Genomic DNA, 23,413 nt, shown 5'->3' with positions numbered 1-23,413 from the left:
TAAACGTATAGTCTTTAAAGTTGGTAAATGTAATATATAACAAAAATACTTTATATGTTTTATTTTTAAGGAGTGAAATTATGAGTAATACAAATAGTCTTTACTGGGTTGGTAATGAAGATATGTCTCTTGATAAACATACCATTAGAATGTGTGGAGACATTACTCTTGGATATTATGGCGGAAATACTGGAAGTGGAGCATATAAGAATGAGGATGGTGCACTTATCCTTTGTAATTCTGATAACTCTTGGAAATTTGCCTTGTTACTTGACGCACATGCAACAAGTGAAAGTGCTAACTTAATTCTTGAGACAATAAAGAAAGAACAGCATAATTTAGAAGAAGTTTTAAACATGCCTATTAAAAACATCTTTATATCACTGCATAAGTTTTTTCTTAATATGTTTGATAGTAAAGATTTTAAAGATAAGTGCAATTGTATAAATGGAGAAACAGCATGTTTAATAGTTGTTCAAAAGGAACAATACCTATGGTGGATGTCAATAGGCGATAACCTTGTATATTTATTTCACCCTGAGCTAGCAGAATTAAATCAATTTGCACTTAATCAAAGACAATTCTATGAATGGATTGGTAAAGTTAATACTTTCAACCTAGATGTACCTTGCTATACAACAGGAACAAGATTGTTAAGAGAAGGTCAGAACTATATATACTTAATCACTGACGGAGTATTAGAATGTGGGGATAGACCCTTTGAAAATTCCAATCACTTATGTAAAATACTAACAAGCGATATTAATATGTCCGAAAATATCTTAAAAGTTTTTAAAGAAGTAGAAAGACAAAAGGGTAGAGATAGTTCTACAATAGTTGGTTGGTCATATTTTAATAATTACAAAGCACCAAAGCCTACTGGCTAATATTCATTTTACTCTAGTTTTATTTCATCTATAGCATACCTTCATTTTCTACAGCTTCCAATGAATTCTTAATCAATATTATATATTGAAAATAATCAGTTGTTACTGATTTTGTATCATATGGAGCAAAATAGCTACTTAATTTAGTATCCAATGTTTTTGAATAGGGAGATTTCTTATCATTAAGTTTAATTATTGAATTATCATTCTCGATATGATTCTCAATAATATTACTTTTATTGTAATTAGTATAGCCTTGAGTAGTACCTTGATAATTAAACTCACATTTTTCATATAAAATTTCTAAAGTTAGCACACTTATTTTATTATCCTCATTAATAAGTGTAGCAAAAGGTTTAACCCCTTCTTCGGTTTGTGACTTTGCATAAGTATGAGCGCCTCCTAATTGTCCAAAATACCTTCCACCATCATAATTTTTATATATCTTTTTAAAGTTGTCATACATTAACTTATCCCTATTCGCAAATAGAGTCTCAAAGGCTTCATTTAATGTTTTATTTGAATCCTCAAAATCACTATAATAATATGTGTTATATACAGAATCTAAAACACCAAAGAAATTCATACTGCTTTCTTTATCTAAAGCTTTTTCATAATAACTTTTGTGATTATATATTTCTTCATATAAATTCATAAATGAATTTTTGATTTCTAAATATTCCATAGTAGAAGCATTCATACTACTACTCAATACAACCATGTTTTCTTGAACTTTTATTAATTTTTCAAGATGCTCTTGGCTTGTACTATCTGATTTCACCTTTGAAAGTTCCTGTATTAAATAATCAACGCTTAGTTTTGTTGACCCTGAATCTATACCTATAACTCTAATTTTTTCCTTTTCATCTAAGTTTGAGTTAATCTTATATAGTTCTTTTAAGAATTCATAGTCATCTTCCGTAGGTAATTCCACATTTTCTAAATATGTTTCATCTCCTGAATTTAGATATTTATTTGTGTAAACACTTGTTATATAAGGGTACTCAATTAATAAGTATTTTAGATTATGTTCTGTGTTAATATAATTTAAAAATTTCATTTTAATATCATTATTTGCTTTAGTCCCATGCATTTCACCTATGAGAATCAAGTCAGATTTTTTCATATCTGAATTCATAAATTCTAACTCTGAAAACTCATTAATATTCATTAGATTTAAAGATTTTATATTTTTGCTTAAGTAAGTATCGTAATCTTCGCTTGTTATTTCTTTCTTTGCACAACCTATAAAAAATACACTTATACCTATAAGCAAGATTATTATATAATTTTTTACCCTCATTCTTATACCTCCATCTTGATCATTAATTTAACTTTATATTTTTAGTTTTATGAGCATACGAACCCTTCTTCCAATAATTTTACTTTATTCTATTATATGGATAAATAATGTTAATTTCAATAGCTATTTAAGTAACCTTAATAGTAAAGATATAGGATTAAAGCCTTACTATTTAATAGTTATTTATTTCTGCATATACGGAACAAGTAATGAAATAACCATATCTCTACAAATAATTTCATTTGGATCCGTATTCTAATTTTTCCCAATATGTACTATAATAATTATAAAATCTATTTTAAAGGGAGGTTAAAATATGTTACCATTTATATTTTTCGCATTAATGCTTGTATCTTTAGGCTTATTAATACACTTTAGCAATAACCCTAAAGGCCATTTAAAACATATCTTTAAGACAACTACCAGCATTTTATTTATATTAATAGCAATATCTAGTTATGGTATCTCACAAACCAACTCTAAGTATTTTACCTTTATATTATTAGCATTAATTATGTCTTTATCTGGAGATGTTTTCTTAGCATTTACTAATAGAAATATATCAATTGCTAACAAACCATTTATATTTGGAGTAGGCAGTTTTTCTATTGCACATATCTTCTTTTCCATAGCTTTTATTGTTCTAGTGCCTATATCATTAGCCCATATGATATTATTCGTAGTGTTATCAATAATATCAATAATCGTACTTAAATCAGTTAAAGGTTTTAACTTTAAAGGTACACTTCCAATGGTAGCTGCATATAGCGTTATAATCAGTTTCATGGTGTCTAGAGCTTTCGCCGTATTACCTTTATTTCAAACTAATAACACAGGTACTATGCTTATAGCTGTAGGAACCACATTATTCTTTTTATCAGACTTAATCTTATCATTTGTATATTTCTATAAAGACTGCCCTTCATACATGTCAACGCTTAATTTAATAACTTATTATGTAGGACAAGGGCTTATAGCATTAAGTCTTATATCTAAATTTGCTGTATAGGAATTTTAAAATTACTATATACTTTAAATCTATGTTTTAATAGATTGTTGAAATTGGACTTCAATATTATCTGAGCGTAACACCATTTGCAAGGTTCTTAAATTTACTTAGGCTATAGTATGACTAAATCGTAAGGAAATACAACTTGTTTGAGCGCATGCGAGTTGTTGTATTTTAGATTTTGGCATTACTATAGCCTTTAGTGAATCAAGGTTCTGAAACGGTTTAGCGAAGATAATATGATGGCCTTATCAACGCCGATTTAAAACCTACTTATTTTATTTAACTAATAGTTAAGTATATATCCTAATTTTCTTTATCCTATTTCTATCTATAGCTTCTATTATAAACTTATAGTTGTTATAAGTTATTTCTTCATTTATACTTGGGAATCGATCTAGTATACCTATTATAAATCCACCTATAGAATCAAATTCCTCAGATTCTATTTTTGTACCTATTAAATCATTTATATCCTCTATTCTAACACTTCCATCTACTATGTACTCATCCTCTTTAACAACGTATATCTCTGGATCTATATCATCATCCTCGTCGCTAATGTCACCAACAATTTCTTCAATTAAATCTTCAATTGTTACAATCCCTACAGTTCCACCATATTCATCTAATACAATGACCATATGTTGTCTTTGCTTATTCATATCCTTAAATAACTCAGTCGCCTTCCTAAACTCATATGTATATGTAATCCCTCTCATATAGTTTTGCAGTGTAAAATCACTTGTATCTTCTATAAATAATATATCCTTAATGTTTAGTATACCTACTATATTATCAATTGTATCTACATATACAGGCATCCTTGAAAAACCTTCTTCTTTAGCTATTGAAAGCACCCAATCTAAACTATCTTCTATATCTAAGGCTGTGATATCCACTCTCTGAACCATAACATCCTTCACATAAAGATCTCCAAATTGAAATACATTATGTATCATCTCTTTTTCCTCAAGCTTAAGTATGCCTTCTTCTTCACTTACATCTACTATAGTTTTTAATTCATCCTCTGTTATAAAAGGTTTATTACTTTCTATATTACCTCCAAATGCCTTGATGAAAAAATTAGATATCTTTGTAGCTATTATAATTAGAGGTTTAAATATCTTTCCCATAATAAGTATTGGTCCTGCCACCATTAATGATACTTTTTCAGAGTTTTGAGATGCTAAGGTCTTTGGAATTATCTCTCCAAAAATAAGCACTATAATAGTCATAACTATTGTACTTGCAGCCACACCCTTACTTCCAACTAAATCTATTGCTACTACAGTAGCTAATGATGAAGCTGCTATATTTACAATGTTATTCCCAACTAAAATAGAAGCCAGTAGATTACTTGGCTCATCTATTAATGCTTTAATATCAGTTGCACCTTTAACCTTTTCATCAACCATATGCCTAACTCTTATTTTGCTAATAGACATTAATGATGTTTCTGATGCTGAGAAAAAACTTGATGATAGTATTAATACTATTAGCACTGCAATTTGTATGTATAATATAGAATCCAATATTACTCGCCCCTTCTCTTCAACTCTTTATTTAAATAAGTAGAGTTATCTGTATATATGTCCTTAAGCTTCACCATTACATCAGATAAATTTCTCTCTTACATATATCTCATGTTAAAATGCTTTCACTTAAATTATTCTACATTTACATAGAAAATATTTATTATATTTATCGTACCTTATATATTCATATTAACTTAGGTATAATAACTAATATATTATTAAGTGATTCTTGCATTCAGCTGTGGACTACTTAACATGAATACCTAACTTAAGGTATCTGCTTAAAATATAGGAGGAATTTTATATGAAATCCAAAACCCACTCGAATACAATGCCTATTAAACTTAAATGCGATGTATGTGGTGATACTATGAAACGATTTGACCACGTATATGACAATAATCAATATGGAAAAACCTATTATAAATGTGACAACTGTGGTCATAAGATTTGTAAAGTTATATAATTATTTATTTTAGTCCATTAGTCTTTCCTACTGGCATATTCCACGGAGTCCTAGATAAAATATGTCCTTATGAGTTTGCCCTTGAATTAAATAAATATATCCCTAAATCAATACTATATCTTTTCGAAAGAGCGGTCATGCCCTCTTCTATAATCAAATGGATAAATTCAATATTAACTTTATGGAATTCTTATCCTCAACTGATAAATAGCTTATAATTTAAAATACAAAGGGAAGTGATATATTGATATACCACTTCCCTTTATACATCTGAAAATAAATAATAAGCCAAAGAACCTCGGACACTGACTTGTTTATTTTTTTAAAGATTCCTTATATTATTTTCTATATAAATTCTACCTTAACCTCTATTTACATAAATCAATAATTGCCTGAGTAAATATCTTAGCACTAAGCATAAGCTCGTCAATTACTGCAAACTCATCATCACCATGGAGATGATTATCTGTTCCAGGCATTGTACATCCAAAGGCTACTCCATTTTTAAGATGATGTACATAAGTTCCACCACCAATTGCTATACACTTACCTTCTTTACCACTATAACTTTCATAGCATTTCAAAAGGGTTTGTATAAACTCTGAATTCTCATCCACATGATGAGCTTCATATATATCATTACCTTCTAGAGTAATACCTTCCTTTTTCATATTAGCCATTAAAACATCACGTAGATTTTCATTGGTTGCGCAGATTGGAGCTCTACAATCAAAGGTTCCACTTAACATTGTAGTAGAATACTCAAATATATCAAACGCCATAGTTAACTCACCTGATATCTCATCACTCATTTTCACACCACAAGCTGTACCATTAAAATCACCATGAGGGAATAATTTATTAACAGAAGATAATCTCCTGAATCCTTCGCTAGCTGCGAATGGCATACTAACTAATAATTCTATCATACCAGTAAGAGCATTGTTACCATTCTGAGGAGTAGATGCATGAGCACCAGCACCCCTTGCATTTATAACAAACTTGCCATTATCTTCATTTACTGTGAAGGTCATTCCTATTTTCTTACCTACAGCTTCACAATATTTATTAACTTCATCTGCACTAAATCCTTCTACTATTGCAGTGGCATTGTCAGGAACAACGTTTACCTTCACCCCACTTTTCATAGATAAAATTCTTGGAAGAGTTTTATCTTCTTCAAAAGTAGCTTCGAAAGTACTTTTGAGTCCACCCTTTTCAATATTAATAACAGGGAAGTCTGCATCTGGAGAGAAAGTCATTGGTGCCTCTTCCTCTTTTTTATAATAGTACGCAATATCAGAACTTCCACACTCTTCATCTGTGCCTAAAATAAGACGTACATTTTTACTAAGTGGAATACCTAAATCTTTAACCGCCTTCATTGCATATAGTGCTACAATAGCAGGACCCTTATCATCTGATGATCCCCTGCCATATAACTTTCCATCTTTTATAAGTGGCTCAAAAGGTTTTGTAACAGTCCAATTATCACTAACAGGCACTACATCTAAATGTGCAAGTATATCAAGTTGCTTTTCCTTGTCATTAAAATCAATAGTTCCTACGTAATTATCGTAATTTTTAGTTTGAAATCCCATTTCCCTGGCAATATTTAAAGCTGCTTCAAGAGCTCTAACTGGCCCCTCTCCGAAAGGCATTCCCTCTTTAGCTTCCTCACGCTCACTTCTTATCCTCACCAAATCACATACATCATCCAGAATTTTATTCTTATGAACTTCAAAGTATTCTTCTATTTGTTTTTTATACATTTCGATTCCCCACTTTCTCATTTTCATAATAATTAGTATATTATCATTTTAGTCCTATTAAGAATTTATTTCCACCCATTTATAACTTTTATTCTTATATCAATGCTTAACTCTGTAATTTTGTTGCCATATTAATTGTTCTCGGATAAAACCCCAGTTTTTCATAAAATGATATTGCATCGTTACCATATACCACTGTGAGTTCTACTTTATTTATACCTAGCTCTTCAAACCAAGCCATTGCACTACTCATTAATTTTTCACCTAGTCCATTTCGGCGGTATTTTTCATCAACAAATAGCACCTCTATGTTTCCAATTGTTTTTTTACTATACCCAATGCAAAATCCTATAATATCACTTACTCCTTCATCAATGAGTAATTCAATTCTATATTCTCCTACCTTTGAATTTTTTCTATAACCTTCTACACGTTCTTCAAAGGTTACTACCGGAAAACTTCCTGAAAAGTATTTTGACTTACTATTATGATATTCATGCAGTTTATCTAATGGTTTTTCTAAAATGCCTATCTCTTCCACCGTTATTTGTTTTGTAACAATCCCCATCCTAACACCCCGTCAAATACATATTTGTTTCATTATAGTACTCTTACTTAATTATACTAAACACAAATACAAATTTCAATTTTTTACATATTTAACATTAATGCCTCTATAAATTAGGCATACAGAATTTACTGCACTAATGCATATGACAATAAATAAGGTTCCCCCTCTACACATGTTATAAATACCTAAAAATATTTTTCATCCATTAATGTTGATAAATAGATAAGAGCCAGTTTTTATCAAACTAGCTCTTATTTTTTTCATATTTATACACTTCTATGTAAGTACTTTGTACATCTTCTTATAATCTTCTCCATCTATTTCATAGCTATAACCCAACCCATGAAATGTCTTGATTGAAGCTTTATTCTCAGAATTTATATATGCCACAGCTTTATTACACTTATCTACTTCATTAAATATAAATTCTGTAGCATGTGCTGCTAGTTTACGCCCCCATCCACTTCCTCTATTCTGCTTATCAACAGAAAAAGTTATTAACGCTTCTCCCTCTTCTATTACAAAGTTAACTTGACCTATTGGTTTATTTTCATCTTCTAATATAAACATATATGAGTTACTATCATTTAGTTTTTTATCAAACCAACTCTTATATACCTCCAAAGTTTTCCTCTCTTGGTACCTCGAGTTTTTTATTACATCCTTATCATTTATCCAATTATATAAAGTATAAAAATCCTCTTCTCTAACTTTTCTTATCATATAGCTTCTCCCTTATTTAATTTCTGTATACACGTATTATCAATTGCTGATATTATTGATTTTTAGTACATAATCATAGCTAATATTATTGCCATTACTAAAATTGTAACAACCCAGCCAAGTAAAATAATCTTAATAAATTTATTTCCCAAATTATCTATTCTAGAATTTGTATTCACTGATTTATTTTTGTTTAAACTTTGTCTTATTCTTCTAAGCTCTCTTAATTCTCTACTCACTTTTTATCTTTAGCTCCCTTTTTTATTTAAACGCACTTGTTATAACACTCAACATATAAAGGCTAGCTTCCCACTAACATCCTACCAATATTTTATATAGCATTAGTAATTTTCTTTAATATACGCCATCCATTTACGCTCTAATTCATTTTCTGTAACAATCTTCCCCGCTCCCCATTAAAAATTATATTCCTTATATAAAAATACTTCAATAAAAAGGAGCTATATTTACACTCAATAGGTTGGGTTTAAGATTTTTAAAATTTCAACTGTGAATTTCCTTGCCCTAAATTTATTTAAAATAAAATTTAAAAATGATTGACGAATAATATTATACAGCGTATAGTATTATATATAGTAAGATATTATAAAATAACGAAAGAGGTGAAGTTATGGCATTTCAATTAGGCGCAGCTTTATTAGATGCATGTGTTTTAGCAGTACTTTCTAGAGAAGATACTTATGGATATATACTTACGCAAAATGTTAGACAGATTATATCTATATCAGAATCTACATTGTATCCAGTGCTTCGTAGATTACAAAAGGATGAATGCTTGACTACCTATGATCAAGCTTACCAGGGAAGAAATAGAAGATATTACCAAATAACAGAAAAAGGTAAAGAACAACTTAATGTTTATTTAGATGAGTGGGTAGACTACAAGGGAAATGTTGATAAGGTATTATTAGGGGGAGGTATGTGTAATGAGTAAGGAAAAATTCATTAATGATTTGAAAAACAAACTAAAAAGATTACCTAAAGAAGAAGTTGATAATATTGTGGGATATTATTTAGATTATTTTCAGGATGCAGATAAAGATGAAGCTGAAGTATTATTGGAACTAGGTTCACCATCAACAATCGCATCACAAATATTATCGGATTATGCGTTTAGCCCTAGTACAAAGGAAAATAACAAGGGTAATTTAAACAAAATAATGTTAATTATACTTTCCATATTTGCAGCTCCAATAGCATTACCATTAGCTTTCGCATTTATAATGATTTTATTTTCAATGTTAATAGTTATAGGAGCGTTACTTTTCAGCTTTGTAGCAGTTGCGGCATCACTTTTCTTTGCAGGTGTCGTTGTATGCTTCACAGGTTTTGCGGTATTATTTAAAGTTCCAGCAACAGGGGCTATGTATATGGGCCTTGGTTTAATCGTTATTGGTTTGGGTCTTTTATTAATAGCAGGAATAAAAATGTTTTCACCAAAGATTTATATATTTATTAGTAATACAACTAAGAATTGCTTAAATAAATTCAACAAATCCAAGCCACGTGTAAGGGGTGATTTATAATGGGAAGAAGAAAAAATATAGTGACAATAGCGGTAAGTTTAATAGTTTTAGGTGGAATCATGGCAACCCTTGGATTTTTAACTGGCGGAAATCGTAGTGTAATGTTAGGTAGGGATGGTTTTAAAGTATATGATGGTGGAGATTATATAAAAGAAAATAAAGACTTAGAAAAGTTTACTGCCATAGATGTAGATATGGATTTCGGTGATATTGAAATAATCAAATCAGACAAATATGCTATTGAATTAGAGTTTGATAAAGAGGTTATGAAGTTAACTTATAGTGTTAGCAATGATAAACTAACTATAAGTTCTGAAAATAAAGAAGGAAATAAATTTATAAACTTAAATTTAAATTTCGGTTCAATAAATAATAAAAGCAAAGTGAAAATTTATGTTCCAGCTGATATAGTTTTAAACAGTTTGGACATAGAAAGTAATAGTGGTAGTATAACAATTAATAATATTGATATTAATGACTCAAATATTAACTGTGATTTTGGTGATATAAATCTAGATAGCATCAATGGAAACAAATTAAATATAAATTCTAAAAGTGGTACAGTAAAGATTAAAAATATGAAGTTAGACGAGCTTACATTATTCGTTGACTTTGGTGATATTGATACAGAAAATATTTATGCGGCTAATTTCAAGTTGAATTCAAAATCTGGAGAAGTAAATACTAAATTACTTACTTCAAACACAATTGAAATAAATAGTGATTTTGGTGATATTGATGCCAGTGGATTAGTATCAAACGGACTATTAATTAATGCAAAATCAGGGACTGTTAATTTAGCTGGAGCCTTAAAGGGTTCCAATGTTATAAACTGTGATTTTGGCGATATAGATATCGACACTAATTTAGCAAAAAATCAATATTCCTATAGTGTTGATATGGATTTTGGAAGTAGTAAAATAGATGGTATTAAAGCTGATGGTGACACGGAAGTAACAAATGATTCCGCTGAAAATAACTTTGATATTAACTGCAAAAGTGGAGATTTGAAAATACAATTTTCTAAATAAAAAAATGGCTATTGAAGTTTTCTATTATGGATTAACTTCAATAGCCATTTATATATAACCTCAAACTCTTCATATACTTAACATACCTTCTAAGACTTCATATTTAACAGTTCCAATTTATCTTAGCTGGATTTACCTCATTTTCTATAGCAACTTTACCTAAAGAAATTTCCATCTTATCACACTCTTCCGTAGCAATTTGTTCATAAATTTCAGGTTTTTCATTTACTCCAACGCGATTATAAGCAATTGCAGCTGCTCCATAAAACGCAATTGCAAGAGAACCTGCTGGATTATAAATTGAGGCTGAAGCCTGGCCAATAGCTCTTGCTGCTGCTTGTGCTGCTGGATTTTCTTTTGCTTCTCTAGCTGCTACTTGCACGTCTGAAATATACTTTTTAACTTCTTTCAATGTAATCTCCCCTAGAAGCCAATTATGTGCTGCATTTAGAGCGCTCCTCACTCTATCATCATTTGGGTAAGCGACTTGATAAATTGGTAAAATAAACTCTTCTGAATAATCTATACACCACTTTGCAATTGTTTCTTTACTTTGCGTTTCAATCAATTTCATAAGCGATACAATATATGGTGAATCTGATTTTCCAAGTATTTTTCTAATTTTAGCCATACTTCATCTCCTTAATATTTTTAATGAAATTACTATTCATATGTATAAATATAAAAGCACCTCATTGTTATTTATATCAAAATAATATCCTATTATACTATTTTTGCAAATGGTTTTATATATAAAAAGAGCTAGCTTTTACACTAACTCTTCTTATCTTAAAAATTTCTGTAATCCTAAGTGCTAAAAAACTGCTTCCCTTTTACACTTCTAATTTTAAATTACACTAAACAATCTTAGTCGTCCAATCCTCACAATTCCATGTTTCTGTTACTACATCTTGATAGAATTCTGGTTCGTGACAAACTAGTAGTATTGTTCCTTTATATTCTTGTAATGCTCTTTTTAATTCTGCTTTTGCTTCTACATCTAAGTGGTTTGTAGGCTCGTCAAGGATTAGAATATTAGTTTCTGTATTAAGTAGCTTTGCAAGTCTTACCTTTGCAGCTTCTCCTCCTGATAGAACCATTACCATACTTTCGATGTGTTTTGTAGTTAGTCCGCATCTTGCTAAGGCTGCACGAACTTCATATTGAGTACAGCTAGGGAACTCTTTCCAGTACTCTTCTATACAAGTATTTTTGTTTCCTGATTGTCCCTCTTGCTCAAAGTATCCAATTTGTTGATAGTCTCCTAGCGCTACTTCTCCACTTATAGGATTTATTGCTCCCATAAGACTCTTAAGAAGAGTTGTCTTTCCAAGTCCGTTGGCTCCAACTAGGGCTACTTTTTGTCCTCTTTCCATTGATATGTTAAGAGGCTTTGTTAGTGGAGTATCGTATCCAATAACTAGGTCCTTAGTTTCGAAGATTACCTTTCCAGCGGCTCTTCCCATTTTAAAGTTAAACACTGGTTTTGGTTTCTCTTTAGAAATCTCTATTCTATCTATTTTATCAAGCTTCTTCTGTCTTGATTTAGCCATGTTAGATGTTGCAACGTTAGCTTTATTTCTAGCTACAAAATCCTCAAGTCTTGCGATTTCAGATTGTTGTCTTTCATAAGCTTTCTCTAGTTGTTCCTTCTTTGCATCATATATTCTTCTAAACTCTTCATAATCTCCAACATATCTGCTTAACTTTCTATCCTCTACATGATAGATAAGGTTAATTACAGTATTTAAGAATGGTATATCATGTGATATTAGTATAAATGCATTTTCATAGCTTTGTAGATATCTCTTAAGCCATTCTATATGCGCTTCATCTAAGTAGTTTGTAGGCTCATCTAGAAGTAATATATCTGGTGTTTCAAGTAAAAGCTTACTAAGTAAAACCTTAGTTCTTTGTCCTCCACTTAATTCAGTTACATCCTTATCTAGGCCTACATCAATTAATCCTAACCCCTTAGCAACTTCCTCAACTTTAGCATCTATAACGTAGAATCCATTGTGATCTAACATATCTTGAATAACTGCTGTTCTTTCAAGGGCCTTAGTCATTTCATCTTCATCCATTTCGCCCATTCTACCATAATACTCATTCATTTCAGTTTCTAAATCAAATAGGTACTGGAATGCTCCTCTTAGGACATCTCTTATAGTTAATCCTTTTTCAAGATTTGCATGCTGATCCATATATCCAACTCTCACGTTGTTTGACCAAATTACTTGTCCATCGTCTGGCATAAGCTTGCTAGTTATGATGTTCATGAATGTAGATTTACCTTCACCGTTAGCTCCGATTAATCCTACGTGTTCACCCTTTAATAATCTAAAGGATACATCTTCAAATATTGCTCTATCCCCGAAACCATGACTAATATTTTTAACTGTAAGTATACTCATTAATTTTCCTCCTATATCCCTATGACTGTTTTTTTATCTATTATAATTAATTATTCAAATCTGTTACTTCAACTATTTAAACAACCTTTTTTAATGTTAATTAAGCGAATATGCCTTAATTTCATTATTTTAGGCCATATTTCATACATTTAGCTTGAATTTCAACTCGCTTTTAGCCTTTTAAAATTTTTAAGCCAAGAATATTATACTTTACTCTTTAATTTTTTTCTATGGTAAAAAATAAATAATTTATTTGCAAAATCTTCTCCATAAATTTATACTATAATAAGTTTGAATAAATAATTAACAGATTTAAATAAAGAATAATATAAATTTTACTTGATAATGTCATATTTTAATTTTAGTTATGACTGATTGTATTAATAGGAGGATATAAATGGCTTGTAAATTCTATCTACTTAAAGGAAAAGGCAGAAATGCTGAAAATGGACATCTGTGGGTTTATTCTACAGAGATTGCTGAATTCGATGGTGAATATGTTAATGGTGACATAGTAGAAATATATAATTATAAGGGTGATTTCATAGGAAAAGGTTATATTAATGATGCCTCTAAAATTGCTTTAAGAATTATGACCAGAGATGTTAATGAAGAAATTAATGAAGAATTCTTTAGAAAAAGACTTACTGCTGCTTGGAATTATAGAAAAACAGTTATAGATACTTCTAGCTGTAGATTTCTATTTGGAGAGGCGGATTTTGTTCCTGGACTTATAATCGATAAGCTAGAAGATTACTACGTTATTCAATCCCTAGCTCTAGGAATTGATAAATACAAAGATATCATTGTAAAACTTTTAGTTGAAGACTTTGGCGCTAAAGGTGTTTATGAGAGAAGTGATGCTAAGGTTAGAATTCTTGAGGGTATGGAACAAGTTAAAGGATTTTTAACTGAGCCCTTCGATACGATGGTTCAAATTGTAGAAAATGGTGTTAAGTACAACGTAGATATTGAGAATGGTCAAAAGACAGGTTTCTTCTTAGATCAAAAGGAAAATAGAGCTGCCATACATAAACTTTGTAAAGATGCTACAGTTCTTGACTGCTTTACTCATACAGGTTCTTTTGCTCTAAATGCAGGAGTTGCAGGTGCTAAGTCAGTACTAGGTGTTGATATATCACAACATGCAGTAGATTTCTGTAGAAGTAATGCAGAACTAAACGGTCTTGAAGATACGGTTAAGTTCGAGTGTCACAATGCCTTTGACATACTTCGTGAGTGGTCCGATGAAGGAAGAAAATATGATGTAGTTATCCTTGATCCTCCAGCTTTCACAAAATCTCGTACAACAATTAAAAGTGCTACAAGAGGATATAAAGAAATTAATCTTAGGGGTATGAAGCTAGTTCAAAGAGGTGGTTATTTTATAACCTGCTCATGTTCTCACTTCATGAATCCTGATTTATTTAAAGAAACTATTGCAGATGCTGCTAAAGATGCTAGAGTTACACTAAGACAAGTAGAATTTAGAACTCAAGCTCCAGATCATCCAATTCTTTGGAACAGTGATGAATCTTATTACTTAAAGTTTTATATATTCCAAGTGGTTTAATCTATAAAATAACCCTATTATCAATGATTTTTATTGGTAATAGGGTTATTTTATTAGAAATTATAGTATAATAGTTTTATACACGAATATTTCGCATACCTAATTTTTTTCATTGCCACTGTGACGTTAATTGCAATGAAGATAGATTTTTATCATATACTTAGAATTTCAAAAGGAGTTTAATTTATGAAAGATATGACCACTGGCAATGAAGCCAAACTTATATTTAACTTTACGCTTCCCTTGCTTATCGGAAGCGTATTTCAACAATTGTACAATACGGTAGATAGTATAATTGTTGGCAGATTTCTTGGTACTGAAGCTTTAGCTGCAGTTGGTACTAGTTTCCCAATAACATTTTTATTAGGCTCATTAATTATGGGCTTAACACTTGGATCTACAATACTTATTTCCCAATACTTTGGGGCTGATGATATTATTAATGTTAAAAATACTATAGATACAACTTATATATTTTTATTTATCGCTTCATTTTTTATGACTATACTAGGCTTACTTCTTAGTGGTCCAATCTTAAAAATTATAAATGTTCCTCAAGAAATTTATGATCCATCTAAAACCTATCTTGACATAATGTTCATAGGGCTTATTTGCCAATTTGGATATAACTCTGTGAGCTCTATACTAAGAGGTTTAGGTGATTCTAAAACGCCAGTTTATTTTCTTATTTTAGCTTCAATAGTTAATATATTTTTAGATATTATATTTATAGTATCCTTTAACATGGGTATCGCTGGTGCTGCTTTAGCAACTATAATATCTCAAGGATTATCCTTCATCCTCGCTATATTATACCTAAACAAGCGACATGATATATTTAGAATTTCTCTTAAAAATATAAAATTCCACAAAGAAATCTTCATGAAAACTGTAAAAATTGGACTCCCTTCTGGAATACAACAGATGGTATTCTCACTAGGGTCCATAACTATGCAGAGTATAGTAAATGGATTTGGTGGGGCGACGGTAGCCGCCTATGCAGCTGCTGCTAAGATAGATAACTTTGCTTCAATGCCCGTAATGAACTTCGGTGCTGCTATATCTACATTTGTTGGACAAAACATTGGCGCTAAAAAATTTCATAGAATTAAAAATGGTTTAAAATCAACACTTATAATGTCTAGTATAATATCCATATTAGTATACTTCTTTCTTAGAAGTTTTGGACCATCACTTATGCGCCTCTTTACTACAGATCCAGAGGTTATCTCAGAAGGTATTATATATATTAATACAATATCACCCTTCTATGCTATAGTTGGAGCAATGTTTATTACTACTGGTGTGTTAAGAGGAGCTGGAGATTCAATCTTCCCAATGGTAGTTTCAATATTATCCCTGTGGATAATCAGAATTCCACTAGCCTACTTCTTCTCTTCATTTCTTGGTACTAAAGGCATTTGGATGTCCATACCAACTGCATGGACATTTGGTATGATTGCAACATTCATATACTACAAATTAGGTAAATGGAAGAAAAAATCAATAATAGATGACACTAATGAAAATTTAAAAACAGCATCTTAGCTTTATAAAAATTATTATTTCACTAAAGAAAAAGTCTTGTGCAAGGTTATCTCTGCATAAGACTTTTCTACTTATTAATTTTCTTTTTTAATTTGTTTTACTATTTGATTAGTATATACACTAGCTCCTGTAACTAAAACACCTTGTATTATAGCATCCGCACTAAAGCTCTTCATAATCCCCATAGCTAATCCTATTCCTATTGGTAATAATATAACTGGTATATACTTATTTGGCACCCTCTCTGTTCCACTTAGAATCATTCCTATTATATAAAGCACCGGTATCAGTATTAATGCATTCTCAGTAATATAATTCAAGAATTCCATATACACTCCCCCTTGTTTATTTTATTCATTAATATATATGTTGAGCACTACTTTTTTATAAAACTTTAATCCCCATAATCTCCCTTTTCTATAGCTATTTCCTCATATATTTTGTCTTTAGTAAAATAAAGTACGAATTTGTTATACGAAATTTATTGAATTCATGTTCTAAAAATGTGAAAATCATAATATACTAATATTTGGTAAAGGGTGATATTATGCAAAGTTTGTCTATACTCCGATTCCTTCAAATTATTTTATGTTTTCCTCTTATAATAATATTTGCTACCTCTAAAATGAGCAATATGGAGCAAGTTATTTTTATTGGACTTTTTACTCTGTATACTATTATCTATGAAGTAATTTTCTTAAGCTTATCAAAAAAAAGAAGAACTACTAAAAATAGCAGTTCTTAAGTGTTTATAATATTATTTCTCCAGCCTTATATTCTGGCACTATATCTACTATATCCTTTGTAAGACAATATCTTAAGTCCTCATAAAAACCTAAATCCTTAAGTCGTTTATAATGAAGTGCATCTTTTACGAAGCTTATTATCCCTGGATTGCCTTTATATACATACTCTGAAGTTATCGCCATATCTGTCAGATCATGCTCTGACCCACCCATAGACTTAATACAGTTAATTATATATCCACTAGTTATAAAGTCATCCATGGAAAACTCTCCATTAGTACCTGCATTTATAAATACCACATCTTTATTTAACTCTACAAGTTTCTTAGCCACAGCGTTTCCATTTATCATTGCAGCAATAAATATTCTATCTGCTTCTTCACTATTTTTAATAGCTCTAGTGCCATTGGATGTAGTCATAATAAGCGTCTTTCCTTTTACAACTTCCGCTGTATAGTCTAGTGGTGAATTAGAAAAATCAAATTCTTCTATTTTAAGCCCTTCTCTTTCTCCACCTAAAAGAGAATACTCCCTATTCTTATTTGCAATGTGTAGAGCATCCTCTATCTCTCTTACCGGTATAACCTTCTCACAACCGTTGTTAATCGCCGTTATCATAACCGTGGTAGCCCTTAGTACATCAATAACTACAACTACCTTACCCTTTAATCTTTCTGGTTTAATATCTGCTGCAGATATCATAATATCAATTTTCATTTCCCCATCCCCCTATTTTTTAACTCTCTATATCATTGTCTGCTTTTCCTGATTTTTCATTATAAAGCTAAAGTATATTCACCTAAGTAATTTCCACTACTTATATTATTCGTAACATTTTCCTTGATATAAATCCTCTTCTTTCAATTTATTATCTATGGCATTTAAAACTTCCCATTTTTTAAGGCTCCACATTGGTCCAACGAGTAAATCCCTTGGAGCATCACCTGTAAGTCTATGGATTACCATATGCTCCGGTAGTAAGGTTATAGATTCAGTTATTAGATCAATATATTCATCCATCTCCAATAGCTGAAGTTTTCCATCTTCTAAGAGCTCTTCTAGTTTCGTATTTTTAAGCACATGTAAAAGATGCATCTTAACGCCCTTTATGGGTAGCTTTGAAATATACTTTATGGTATTTAACATATCTTCTCTGGTTTCTCCTGGAAGACCAAAGATTACATGGGCAACTACATCTATATTTCTTTTTTGCAATTCCTCTACTGATTTCTTAAATACATCTAGCTTATATCCCCTATTTATCAGACTTGCAGTTTCATCATTACTAGTTTGAAGTCCAAGCTCCACCCAAGTGTATACCTTCTTTGAGTATTCTTCTAAAAGCGTTAATACATCCCCATTTATGCAATCAGGTCTTGTAGCTATGGCAAGACCAACTACATCCTCTTCCTTTAGCGCTTCATCATACTTTTCTCTTAAAACCTCAACAGGTCCATAGGTATTTGTGTAAGCTTGAAAATAAGCAATGTATTTTCCATCTTTCCACTTCTTATTCATCATTTCTTTTATATCTCTAAATTGCTCAGTGATTGATAAAAGCCTATTCCCTGCAAAGTCACCTGAACCCCTCTCTGAGCAGAATATACATCCACCTTTACTTATAGTTCCATCTCTATTTGGACAGGAAAAACCTCCATCTAATGATATCTTAAAAGTCTTCTTACCATCAAATTTTTCTCTTAAAAAATAGTTTAAACTATGATATTTCTTTCCATTAAAATCAGTTTTCATATTTTTACTCTAGATATCCTTAGCCTTATTCCTAGGATTTTCTAGAGACACCTCCTTCTATTTTCTATTTATCCTTTGTTAAAACTCACATTTTGATATTAGGTATCTGAAAATAAATAATAAGTCAAAGCTGTGAATAATCAAACATACTGACTTGTTTATTTTTGAAGATGCCTTAGATAAATTTTAACTCTTTTACTCACTAAAATCCACATGGATTTAAAAAACTACTCACAGTACTTCTGAAAGTTGTCCACAATTTTATAGTTTTCCACATATTTTAGGTGGATACTATATATAAATATAGAAGTACTATTATTGGGGGGATTTTTTTGAAGGATTTTAAATTAGTTTTTCAAGCTGCCACGGTGTTTATTGGTACAATTGTAGGAGCTGGGCTTGCCTCTGGTCAAGAGATAACTCAATTTTTTTCTACTTATGGCTTTGCAAGTTTCTATGGACTTATAATCTGCGCAGTATTTTACATAATTGTGAGTTCAGTTATAGTTTCTATAAGTCTACAGTATAACCTAGGCTCTTACACCGACTTTATAAACTTAGTGAGTCCTGGCTTTTTCGGTAAAATTACAGATTATCTAACTAGCTTTTTCTTAGTATCAGGTGCTGCTATTATCTTAGCTGGAAGTGGTGCTCTACTTTATCAATACTTTGGAATACCAAGGTTTGTTGGTATTATATTAATGGCCGTCGTAACACTATTTACACTTTTAAAAGATACTAAGGGACTAATAGCAATTAACTCTATCATTGTTCCTACTTTAACTACCATTGTTATCACAGTATTTGTACTCCATCTAATATTTTCAAAGGATACTATGACTATAGAATTTATGAAACAAGCTCCTATTAATAAACATCTAATTATTAAAAATCAATGGATTATATCAGCATTCCTATATGCCGGCTTTAACATGCTTTCTTGTAGTGGTGTTATAGTTCCAATCAGCAAAGAGATAAAGAAAAAACGTGTTTTGATTATAGGCTTAATCATTGGTGCTCTAACCTTGACTCTCCTTGCCACTTTAATAAATACCATGTTAATTGCAAATACTCCTGAGATTTTCAGATTTGAGATACCTCTACTATTTGTAGCTAGTAAATTCACACCTTTAATTCAAATACTTTTGCTTTGTGTAATCTGGTGTGAAATGTTCTCCACTGAGGTCTCTGATATATATAGTGTTGGAAAGACCCTTGAAAAAAAATATAACATCCCTTATAAAAGAGGAGTTGTTCTTATTCTTTTAGTGGCTCTTCCCATTTCACAAATAGGTTTTAAAAAGCTTATAACTTTCCTTTATCCAGGCTTTGGAATAATCAGCTTAATATTTATAACTCAATGTATTATTTTCTACTTTAAAACAAAAAAATCCCACACATAATAAATAACTCTTTATCTGGACATCTAAAAATAAATAACAAGGCAAATATTCGAACATACTGCCTTGTTTATTTTTTGAAGATGCCCTACTTCACTTTTTCCTAAACTTTAATTATACTAATGTTAGTCATCTGAAAATAAATAACAACCCAAGATATCCTCACATACTGACTTATTTATTTTTGAAGGTGCCTTAATTGTATAAATTTTTAAGGAGATAGTTATGATAGATTTAAGCAGTCTTAGTAATTGCACTGTATGTGCTCGAAATTGTGGTGTCGATAGAATTAATGGAAATATAGGGTTTTGTAAAAGTGTAGCTACTGTAAAAGTAGCTAAAGCTTATGGACATATGTGGGAAGAACCTTGCATATCTGGAACTAAAGGCTCTGGGACCGTATTCTTCTCAAACTGTAATTTAAGGTGTGTATTTTGCCAAAACCATGATATCAGTCAAGCTGATATTGGAAAAGAAATTTCAATAGAAAGACTTAGTGAAATATTCCTTGAGCAGCAAGCTAAGGGATATCATAATATAAATTTAGTTAACCCTACCCACTATATACCTCAAATTATTGCTGCCTTAGATATTGCTAAAGGTCAAGGTCTTCACATCCCTATAGTTTATAATTCTAATGGCTATGAAAATCTTGAAAGTATTAAAGCTCTTAAAGGGTATGTAGATGTTTATATTCCAGACCTTAAATATTTTAACGATAAATACGCAATAAAATATTCTGCTGCTCCTAATTATTTTAATATAGCTTCAAAGGTTATTGAAGAAATGGTATTACAAATTGGAGACACTATTTTTAATAATACTGGACTAATGCTAACTGGCGTTATCATACGTCACCTTATGTTACCAGGATTATTATTTGATTCAAAAAAGATTGTAGAGTACATATATAAAACCTTTGGTGACCGAGTATTTCTCAGCCTAATGAATCAATATACTCCAATGTTTAGAGCATCTAAGTATCCTGAGATTAATAAAGCTCTCAACCCTGGCCACTATGATTCTCTTATAGCTCACTGCGTTGACCTTGGTTATAAAAATGCCTTTATACAAGAGTCAGGCAGTAACTCTACCATTTATGTGCCTAATTTTAATTTACAAGGCATTTGATCTATCTAATACACCTTAAATAAATAACAAGTCAAAGATACTGATTTATTATTTTTTAAGATGCTTATTGTTACTTAATAATTCTATATGATTAAAAGCTCTGAAAGTGGTAAATAATTCTACAACAACACTTTACCAACTTATATTTTAAATAAATACGTTTAAAAAGACATTCACAAATTATCATGTGAATGTCTTTCTTATTTTATTAGTTCTTACTTAATTGTTCATCAAAGTAAATAGAAATTCTTTTAATTTCCTTAACTGCATTGGTAAGCGCTAACATTTCTTCAGTATAAGTGCTTACACTGGCACTAACCTCTTGAGAAGCTGCTGAATTCTCTTCCGCTATAGCTGCTAAGGATTCTACACTCTCATACATACCCTCTATTGCTTTAACTTCTCTGCCTAAATCATTTATAGTTACAATCATAGATTCTGCTACTTTTTCAACTGCAACTGTTGTTGATGCACTTATATTCCTTATTCTCTCTAATCCTTCTGTTTCATTTTGAAGATTTGCACATTGTTCTTCTATACTATCTACAGTGAATTTGATGTCTCCAGCAAATTCCTTGAGGTTTAAATTTATCTCTTTAACTGCATCCTTTGTTTGCTCTGCTAATTTTCTTACTTCCTCTGCAACTACTGCAAACCCTCTTCCATGCTCTCCTGCTCTTGCAGCTTCTATAGACGCATTTAAGGCTAAAAGATTTGTCATGTCAGAAATTTGGGCTACTATCGATACTATGTTTGTTATATCGCTTGCCTTATTATTTAATTTTATTCCAGTTTCTTTTACATCTTGGAATCTATCTAGTGTAAATTGAATATTATCACTTACAATTTTTATTTCCTTAACTCCATCATTAATCTTTGTCACGGTATCTTCCATTGCTAATTTATTTTCATTTTCACTATTAACCACCGTGTTTAAAGCTCTAATATTATCATTTAATCCAGATGCTACAATTTCTGTATTGTTAGCCTGATCTACACTTGTATCTGACATCTGCTCTACAACTGTAGATATCTCACTAGAAGCACCTTCCATATTATCTGATATAACTGTTATCTTATCAAGATAATTAATCATTTCATCAACAGTTGCTTTAACTTCTAAAAACCCGTCTGAACTACTATTTGAACTATCCTTAACAGCATTAAATAAATCCTCAAATATGTCCTTAGTACTTATTTCAATCTCTTCTTTTGATTCTTCATTTTTCATCTGCTCTTTAAACCTTAATATATCTTTAGTTGGCTTAAATAATAAACTTGTCCCAATAAAGGTTGCAACAGTGGATACTGCTGTTATTCCTATTACAGAAACAATATCCTTAAATCCTAATATAAGCCCGCTACCTATAAGTGTTACAACAAATGTAAATATAGACGCTTTAGCTGAAATAGACTTTATAAACCCTAAGGATAAAATCTTATTAAAAGCATAATTTTTTTTACTACCGATTGCTTTTTCAAAGGTGATTTCAACTTTCATACCATCTGAGGTCTTCTCTATGATATCAAACTTAAACTCTTCATTATAGTAATTAAAGGTTCCTTCTAACATCCCCATAAAATAATCAAACATTTTTCTCTTTGAAGAATATGACATTACTGCCTTGTTACTTGCTGTTTGCTCTATACTTACTAGTGGTGGTTTAGCACCTTTAATTTGTTTAACTATTGCTATATGTATGTTATAAACTGATTTTAAAAATCCATATGCATTATTCTTATGGAAATACATTGGATATACACTAACAAAGGATTTTATGTTATCTTTACCAATATCTTTCCAAAGCTTATCCTTTGGAATATTTCTTATCTGTGATAGCTTAGATATAAATTTATCTATTATTTCATCATTTACGTCTTCCATTGGAGAAAAGACTCTTTCACTATCCCATCCTGCATGATTCATTGCCTTTTCTACTTGTGACTCATCAAATAGTTTTCTACAAGTATTTATCCATATCGATACTACTGTACCCTTCAT

At 30.6% G+C, this 23,413-nt stretch carries 22 protein-coding genes; 10 read left to right on the top strand and 12 right to left on the bottom strand.

Annotation, left to right across the window (positions count from 1 at the left end):
- Positions 1-80 precede the first annotated feature (80 nt).
- Entirely contained in the window at positions 81-887 is an 807-nt protein-coding gene (locus RSA29_RS11325) for a PP2C family serine/threonine-protein phosphatase (RefSeq protein WP_346942875.1), read from the top strand.
- 28 nt (positions 888-915) lie between these two features.
- Here RSA29_RS11325 and RSA29_RS11320 read toward each other — a convergent pair whose 3' ends face one another.
- Complete coding sequence (locus RSA29_RS11320) at positions 916-2,190, bottom strand: erythromycin esterase family protein (protein WP_346942876.1); 1,275 nt, start codon at positions 2,188-2,190, stop codon at positions 916-918.
- Positions 2,191-2,506: 316 nt separating this feature from the next.
- On the opposite strand from RSA29_RS11320, the gene RSA29_RS11315 reads away from it, so the two are divergent.
- A complete protein-coding gene (locus tag RSA29_RS11315; RefSeq protein ID WP_346942877.1) occupies positions 2,507-3,199 on the top strand; it encodes a lysoplasmalogenase in 693 nt (230 codons plus the stop codon).
- A gap of 293 nt (positions 3,200-3,492) precedes the next feature.
- Here RSA29_RS11315 and RSA29_RS11310 read toward each other — a convergent pair whose 3' ends face one another.
- Complete coding sequence (locus RSA29_RS11310) at positions 3,493-4,734, bottom strand: hemolysin family protein (RefSeq protein ID WP_346942878.1); 1,242 nt, start codon at positions 4,732-4,734, stop codon at positions 3,493-3,495.
- A gap of 307 nt (positions 4,735-5,041) precedes the next feature.
- Between RSA29_RS11310 and RSA29_RS11305 the strand changes: the two genes are divergently transcribed.
- On the top strand, positions 5,042-5,203 hold the full coding sequence (locus RSA29_RS11305; RefSeq protein ID WP_346942879.1) for a hypothetical protein: 162 nt from the start codon (positions 5,042-5,044) through the stop codon (positions 5,201-5,203).
- Positions 5,204-5,571: 368 nt separating this feature from the next.
- Here the strand turns inward: RSA29_RS11305 and pepV are convergent, their stop codons facing one another.
- The 4 genes from pepV to RSA29_RS11285 all read right to left on the bottom strand — a co-directional run bounded on the left by pepV (position 5,572) and on the right by RSA29_RS11285 (position 8,508).
- A complete protein-coding gene (gene pepV / locus RSA29_RS11300; protein ID WP_346942880.1) occupies positions 5,572-6,975 on the bottom strand; it encodes a dipeptidase PepV in 1,404 nt (467 codons plus the stop codon).
- 106 nt (positions 6,976-7,081) lie between these two features.
- A complete protein-coding gene (locus RSA29_RS11295) occupies positions 7,082-7,543 on the bottom strand; it encodes a GNAT family N-acetyltransferase (RefSeq protein ID WP_346942881.1) in 462 nt (153 codons plus the stop codon).
- A 279-nt stretch (positions 7,544-7,822) separates the two neighbouring features.
- Positions 7,823-8,269 carry a GNAT family N-acetyltransferase gene (locus RSA29_RS11290; protein ID WP_346942882.1) on the bottom strand — a complete coding sequence of 149 codons (447 nt, stop codon included), beginning with the start codon at positions 8,267-8,269 and terminating at the stop codon, positions 7,823-7,825.
- A gap of 62 nt (positions 8,270-8,331) precedes the next feature.
- Positions 8,332-8,508 (bottom strand): hypothetical protein, encoded by a 177-nt coding sequence (locus tag RSA29_RS11285; RefSeq protein WP_346942883.1) that lies wholly within the window; start codon positions 8,506-8,508, stop codon positions 8,332-8,334.
- A gap of 392 nt (positions 8,509-8,900) precedes the next feature.
- Here RSA29_RS11285 and RSA29_RS11280 point away from each other — a divergent pair, with 392 nt between their 5' ends.
- The 3 genes from RSA29_RS11280 to RSA29_RS11270 are packed head-to-tail and all read left to right on the top strand — an operon-like array spanning position 8,901 to position 10,847.
- Complete coding sequence (locus RSA29_RS11280; RefSeq protein WP_346942884.1) at positions 8,901-9,224, top strand: PadR family transcriptional regulator; 324 nt, start codon at positions 8,901-8,903, stop codon at positions 9,222-9,224.
- On the top strand, positions 9,217-9,816 hold the full coding sequence (locus RSA29_RS11275; protein WP_346942885.1) for a DUF1700 domain-containing protein: 600 nt from the start codon (positions 9,217-9,219) through the stop codon (positions 9,814-9,816). Before RSA29_RS11280 ends, RSA29_RS11275 begins: the two co-directional genes overlap by 8 nt.
- Entirely contained in the window at positions 9,816-10,847 is a 1,032-nt protein-coding gene (locus RSA29_RS11270) for a DUF4097 family beta strand repeat-containing protein (protein WP_346942886.1), read from the top strand. The genes RSA29_RS11275 and RSA29_RS11270 overlap by 1 nt, the downstream gene beginning before the upstream one ends.
- A 103-nt stretch (positions 10,848-10,950) precedes the next feature.
- On the opposite strand, the gene RSA29_RS11265 is transcribed toward RSA29_RS11270, so the two are convergent.
- Positions 10,951-11,478: a putative immunity protein gene (locus tag RSA29_RS11265; RefSeq protein ID WP_346942887.1), complete on the bottom strand. Its 528-nt coding sequence runs from the start codon at positions 11,476-11,478 to the stop codon at positions 10,951-10,953.
- Positions 11,479-11,704: 226 nt separating this feature from the next.
- Entirely contained in the window at positions 11,705-13,261 is a 1,557-nt protein-coding gene (locus RSA29_RS11260; protein ID WP_346942888.1) for an ABC-F family ATP-binding cassette domain-containing protein, read from the bottom strand.
- 397 nt (positions 13,262-13,658) lie between these two features.
- On the opposite strand from RSA29_RS11260, the gene RSA29_RS11255 reads away from it, so the two are divergent.
- Together RSA29_RS11255 and RSA29_RS11250 are read left to right on the top strand one after the other, a co-directional pair.
- On the top strand, positions 13,659-14,834 hold the full coding sequence (locus RSA29_RS11255; RefSeq protein ID WP_346942889.1) for a class I SAM-dependent rRNA methyltransferase: 1,176 nt from the start codon (positions 13,659-13,661) through the stop codon (positions 14,832-14,834).
- A 186-nt stretch (positions 14,835-15,020) separates the two neighbouring features.
- The gene (locus RSA29_RS11250) at positions 15,021-16,382 is read left to right on the top strand and encodes an MATE family efflux transporter (RefSeq protein WP_346942890.1); all 1,362 of its coding nucleotides are present in this window, start codon (positions 15,021-15,023) and stop codon (positions 16,380-16,382) included.
- A 74-nt stretch (positions 16,383-16,456) separates the two neighbouring features.
- On the opposite strand, the gene RSA29_RS11245 is transcribed toward RSA29_RS11250, so the two are convergent.
- The 3 genes from RSA29_RS11245 to RSA29_RS11235 form a co-directional block, all read right to left on the bottom strand.
- Positions 16,457-16,711: a phage holin family protein gene (locus RSA29_RS11245; RefSeq protein WP_346942891.1), complete on the bottom strand. Its 255-nt coding sequence runs from the start codon at positions 16,709-16,711 to the stop codon at positions 16,457-16,459.
- A 420-nt stretch (positions 16,712-17,131) separates the two neighbouring features.
- Positions 17,132-17,845 (bottom strand): 2-phosphosulfolactate phosphatase family protein, encoded by a 714-nt coding sequence (locus tag RSA29_RS11240; RefSeq protein ID WP_346942892.1) that lies wholly within the window; start codon positions 17,843-17,845, stop codon positions 17,132-17,134.
- A 105-nt stretch (positions 17,846-17,950) separates the two neighbouring features.
- Positions 17,951-18,880 carry a TIGR01212 family radical SAM protein gene (locus tag RSA29_RS11235; RefSeq protein WP_346942893.1) on the bottom strand — a complete coding sequence of 310 codons (930 nt, stop codon included), beginning with the start codon at positions 18,878-18,880 and terminating at the stop codon, positions 17,951-17,953.
- Between the two features lie 332 nt (positions 18,881-19,212).
- Between RSA29_RS11235 and RSA29_RS11230 the strand changes: the two genes are divergently transcribed.
- Together RSA29_RS11230 and RSA29_RS11225 are read left to right on the top strand one after the other, a co-directional pair.
- Positions 19,213-20,283, top strand: a complete 1,071-nt coding sequence (locus RSA29_RS11230; protein WP_346942894.1) for a transporter — start codon at positions 19,213-19,215, stop codon at positions 20,281-20,283.
- A gap of 222 nt (positions 20,284-20,505) precedes the next feature.
- Positions 20,506-21,411: a radical SAM protein gene (locus tag RSA29_RS11225; protein ID WP_346942895.1), complete on the top strand. Its 906-nt coding sequence runs from the start codon at positions 20,506-20,508 to the stop codon at positions 21,409-21,411.
- Positions 21,412-21,619: 208 nt separating this feature from the next.
- On the opposite strand, the gene RSA29_RS11220 is transcribed toward RSA29_RS11225, so the two are convergent.
- Entirely contained in the window at positions 21,620-23,413 is a 1,794-nt protein-coding gene (locus RSA29_RS11220; protein ID WP_346942896.1) for a heme NO-binding domain-containing protein, read from the bottom strand.

This window comes from Clostridium sp. (assembly GCF_036660475.1).
GTDB lineage: Bacteria > Bacillota > Clostridia > Clostridiales > Clostridiaceae > Clostridium_J.
This window is presented reverse-complemented; position numbering and strand designations above follow the sequence as displayed.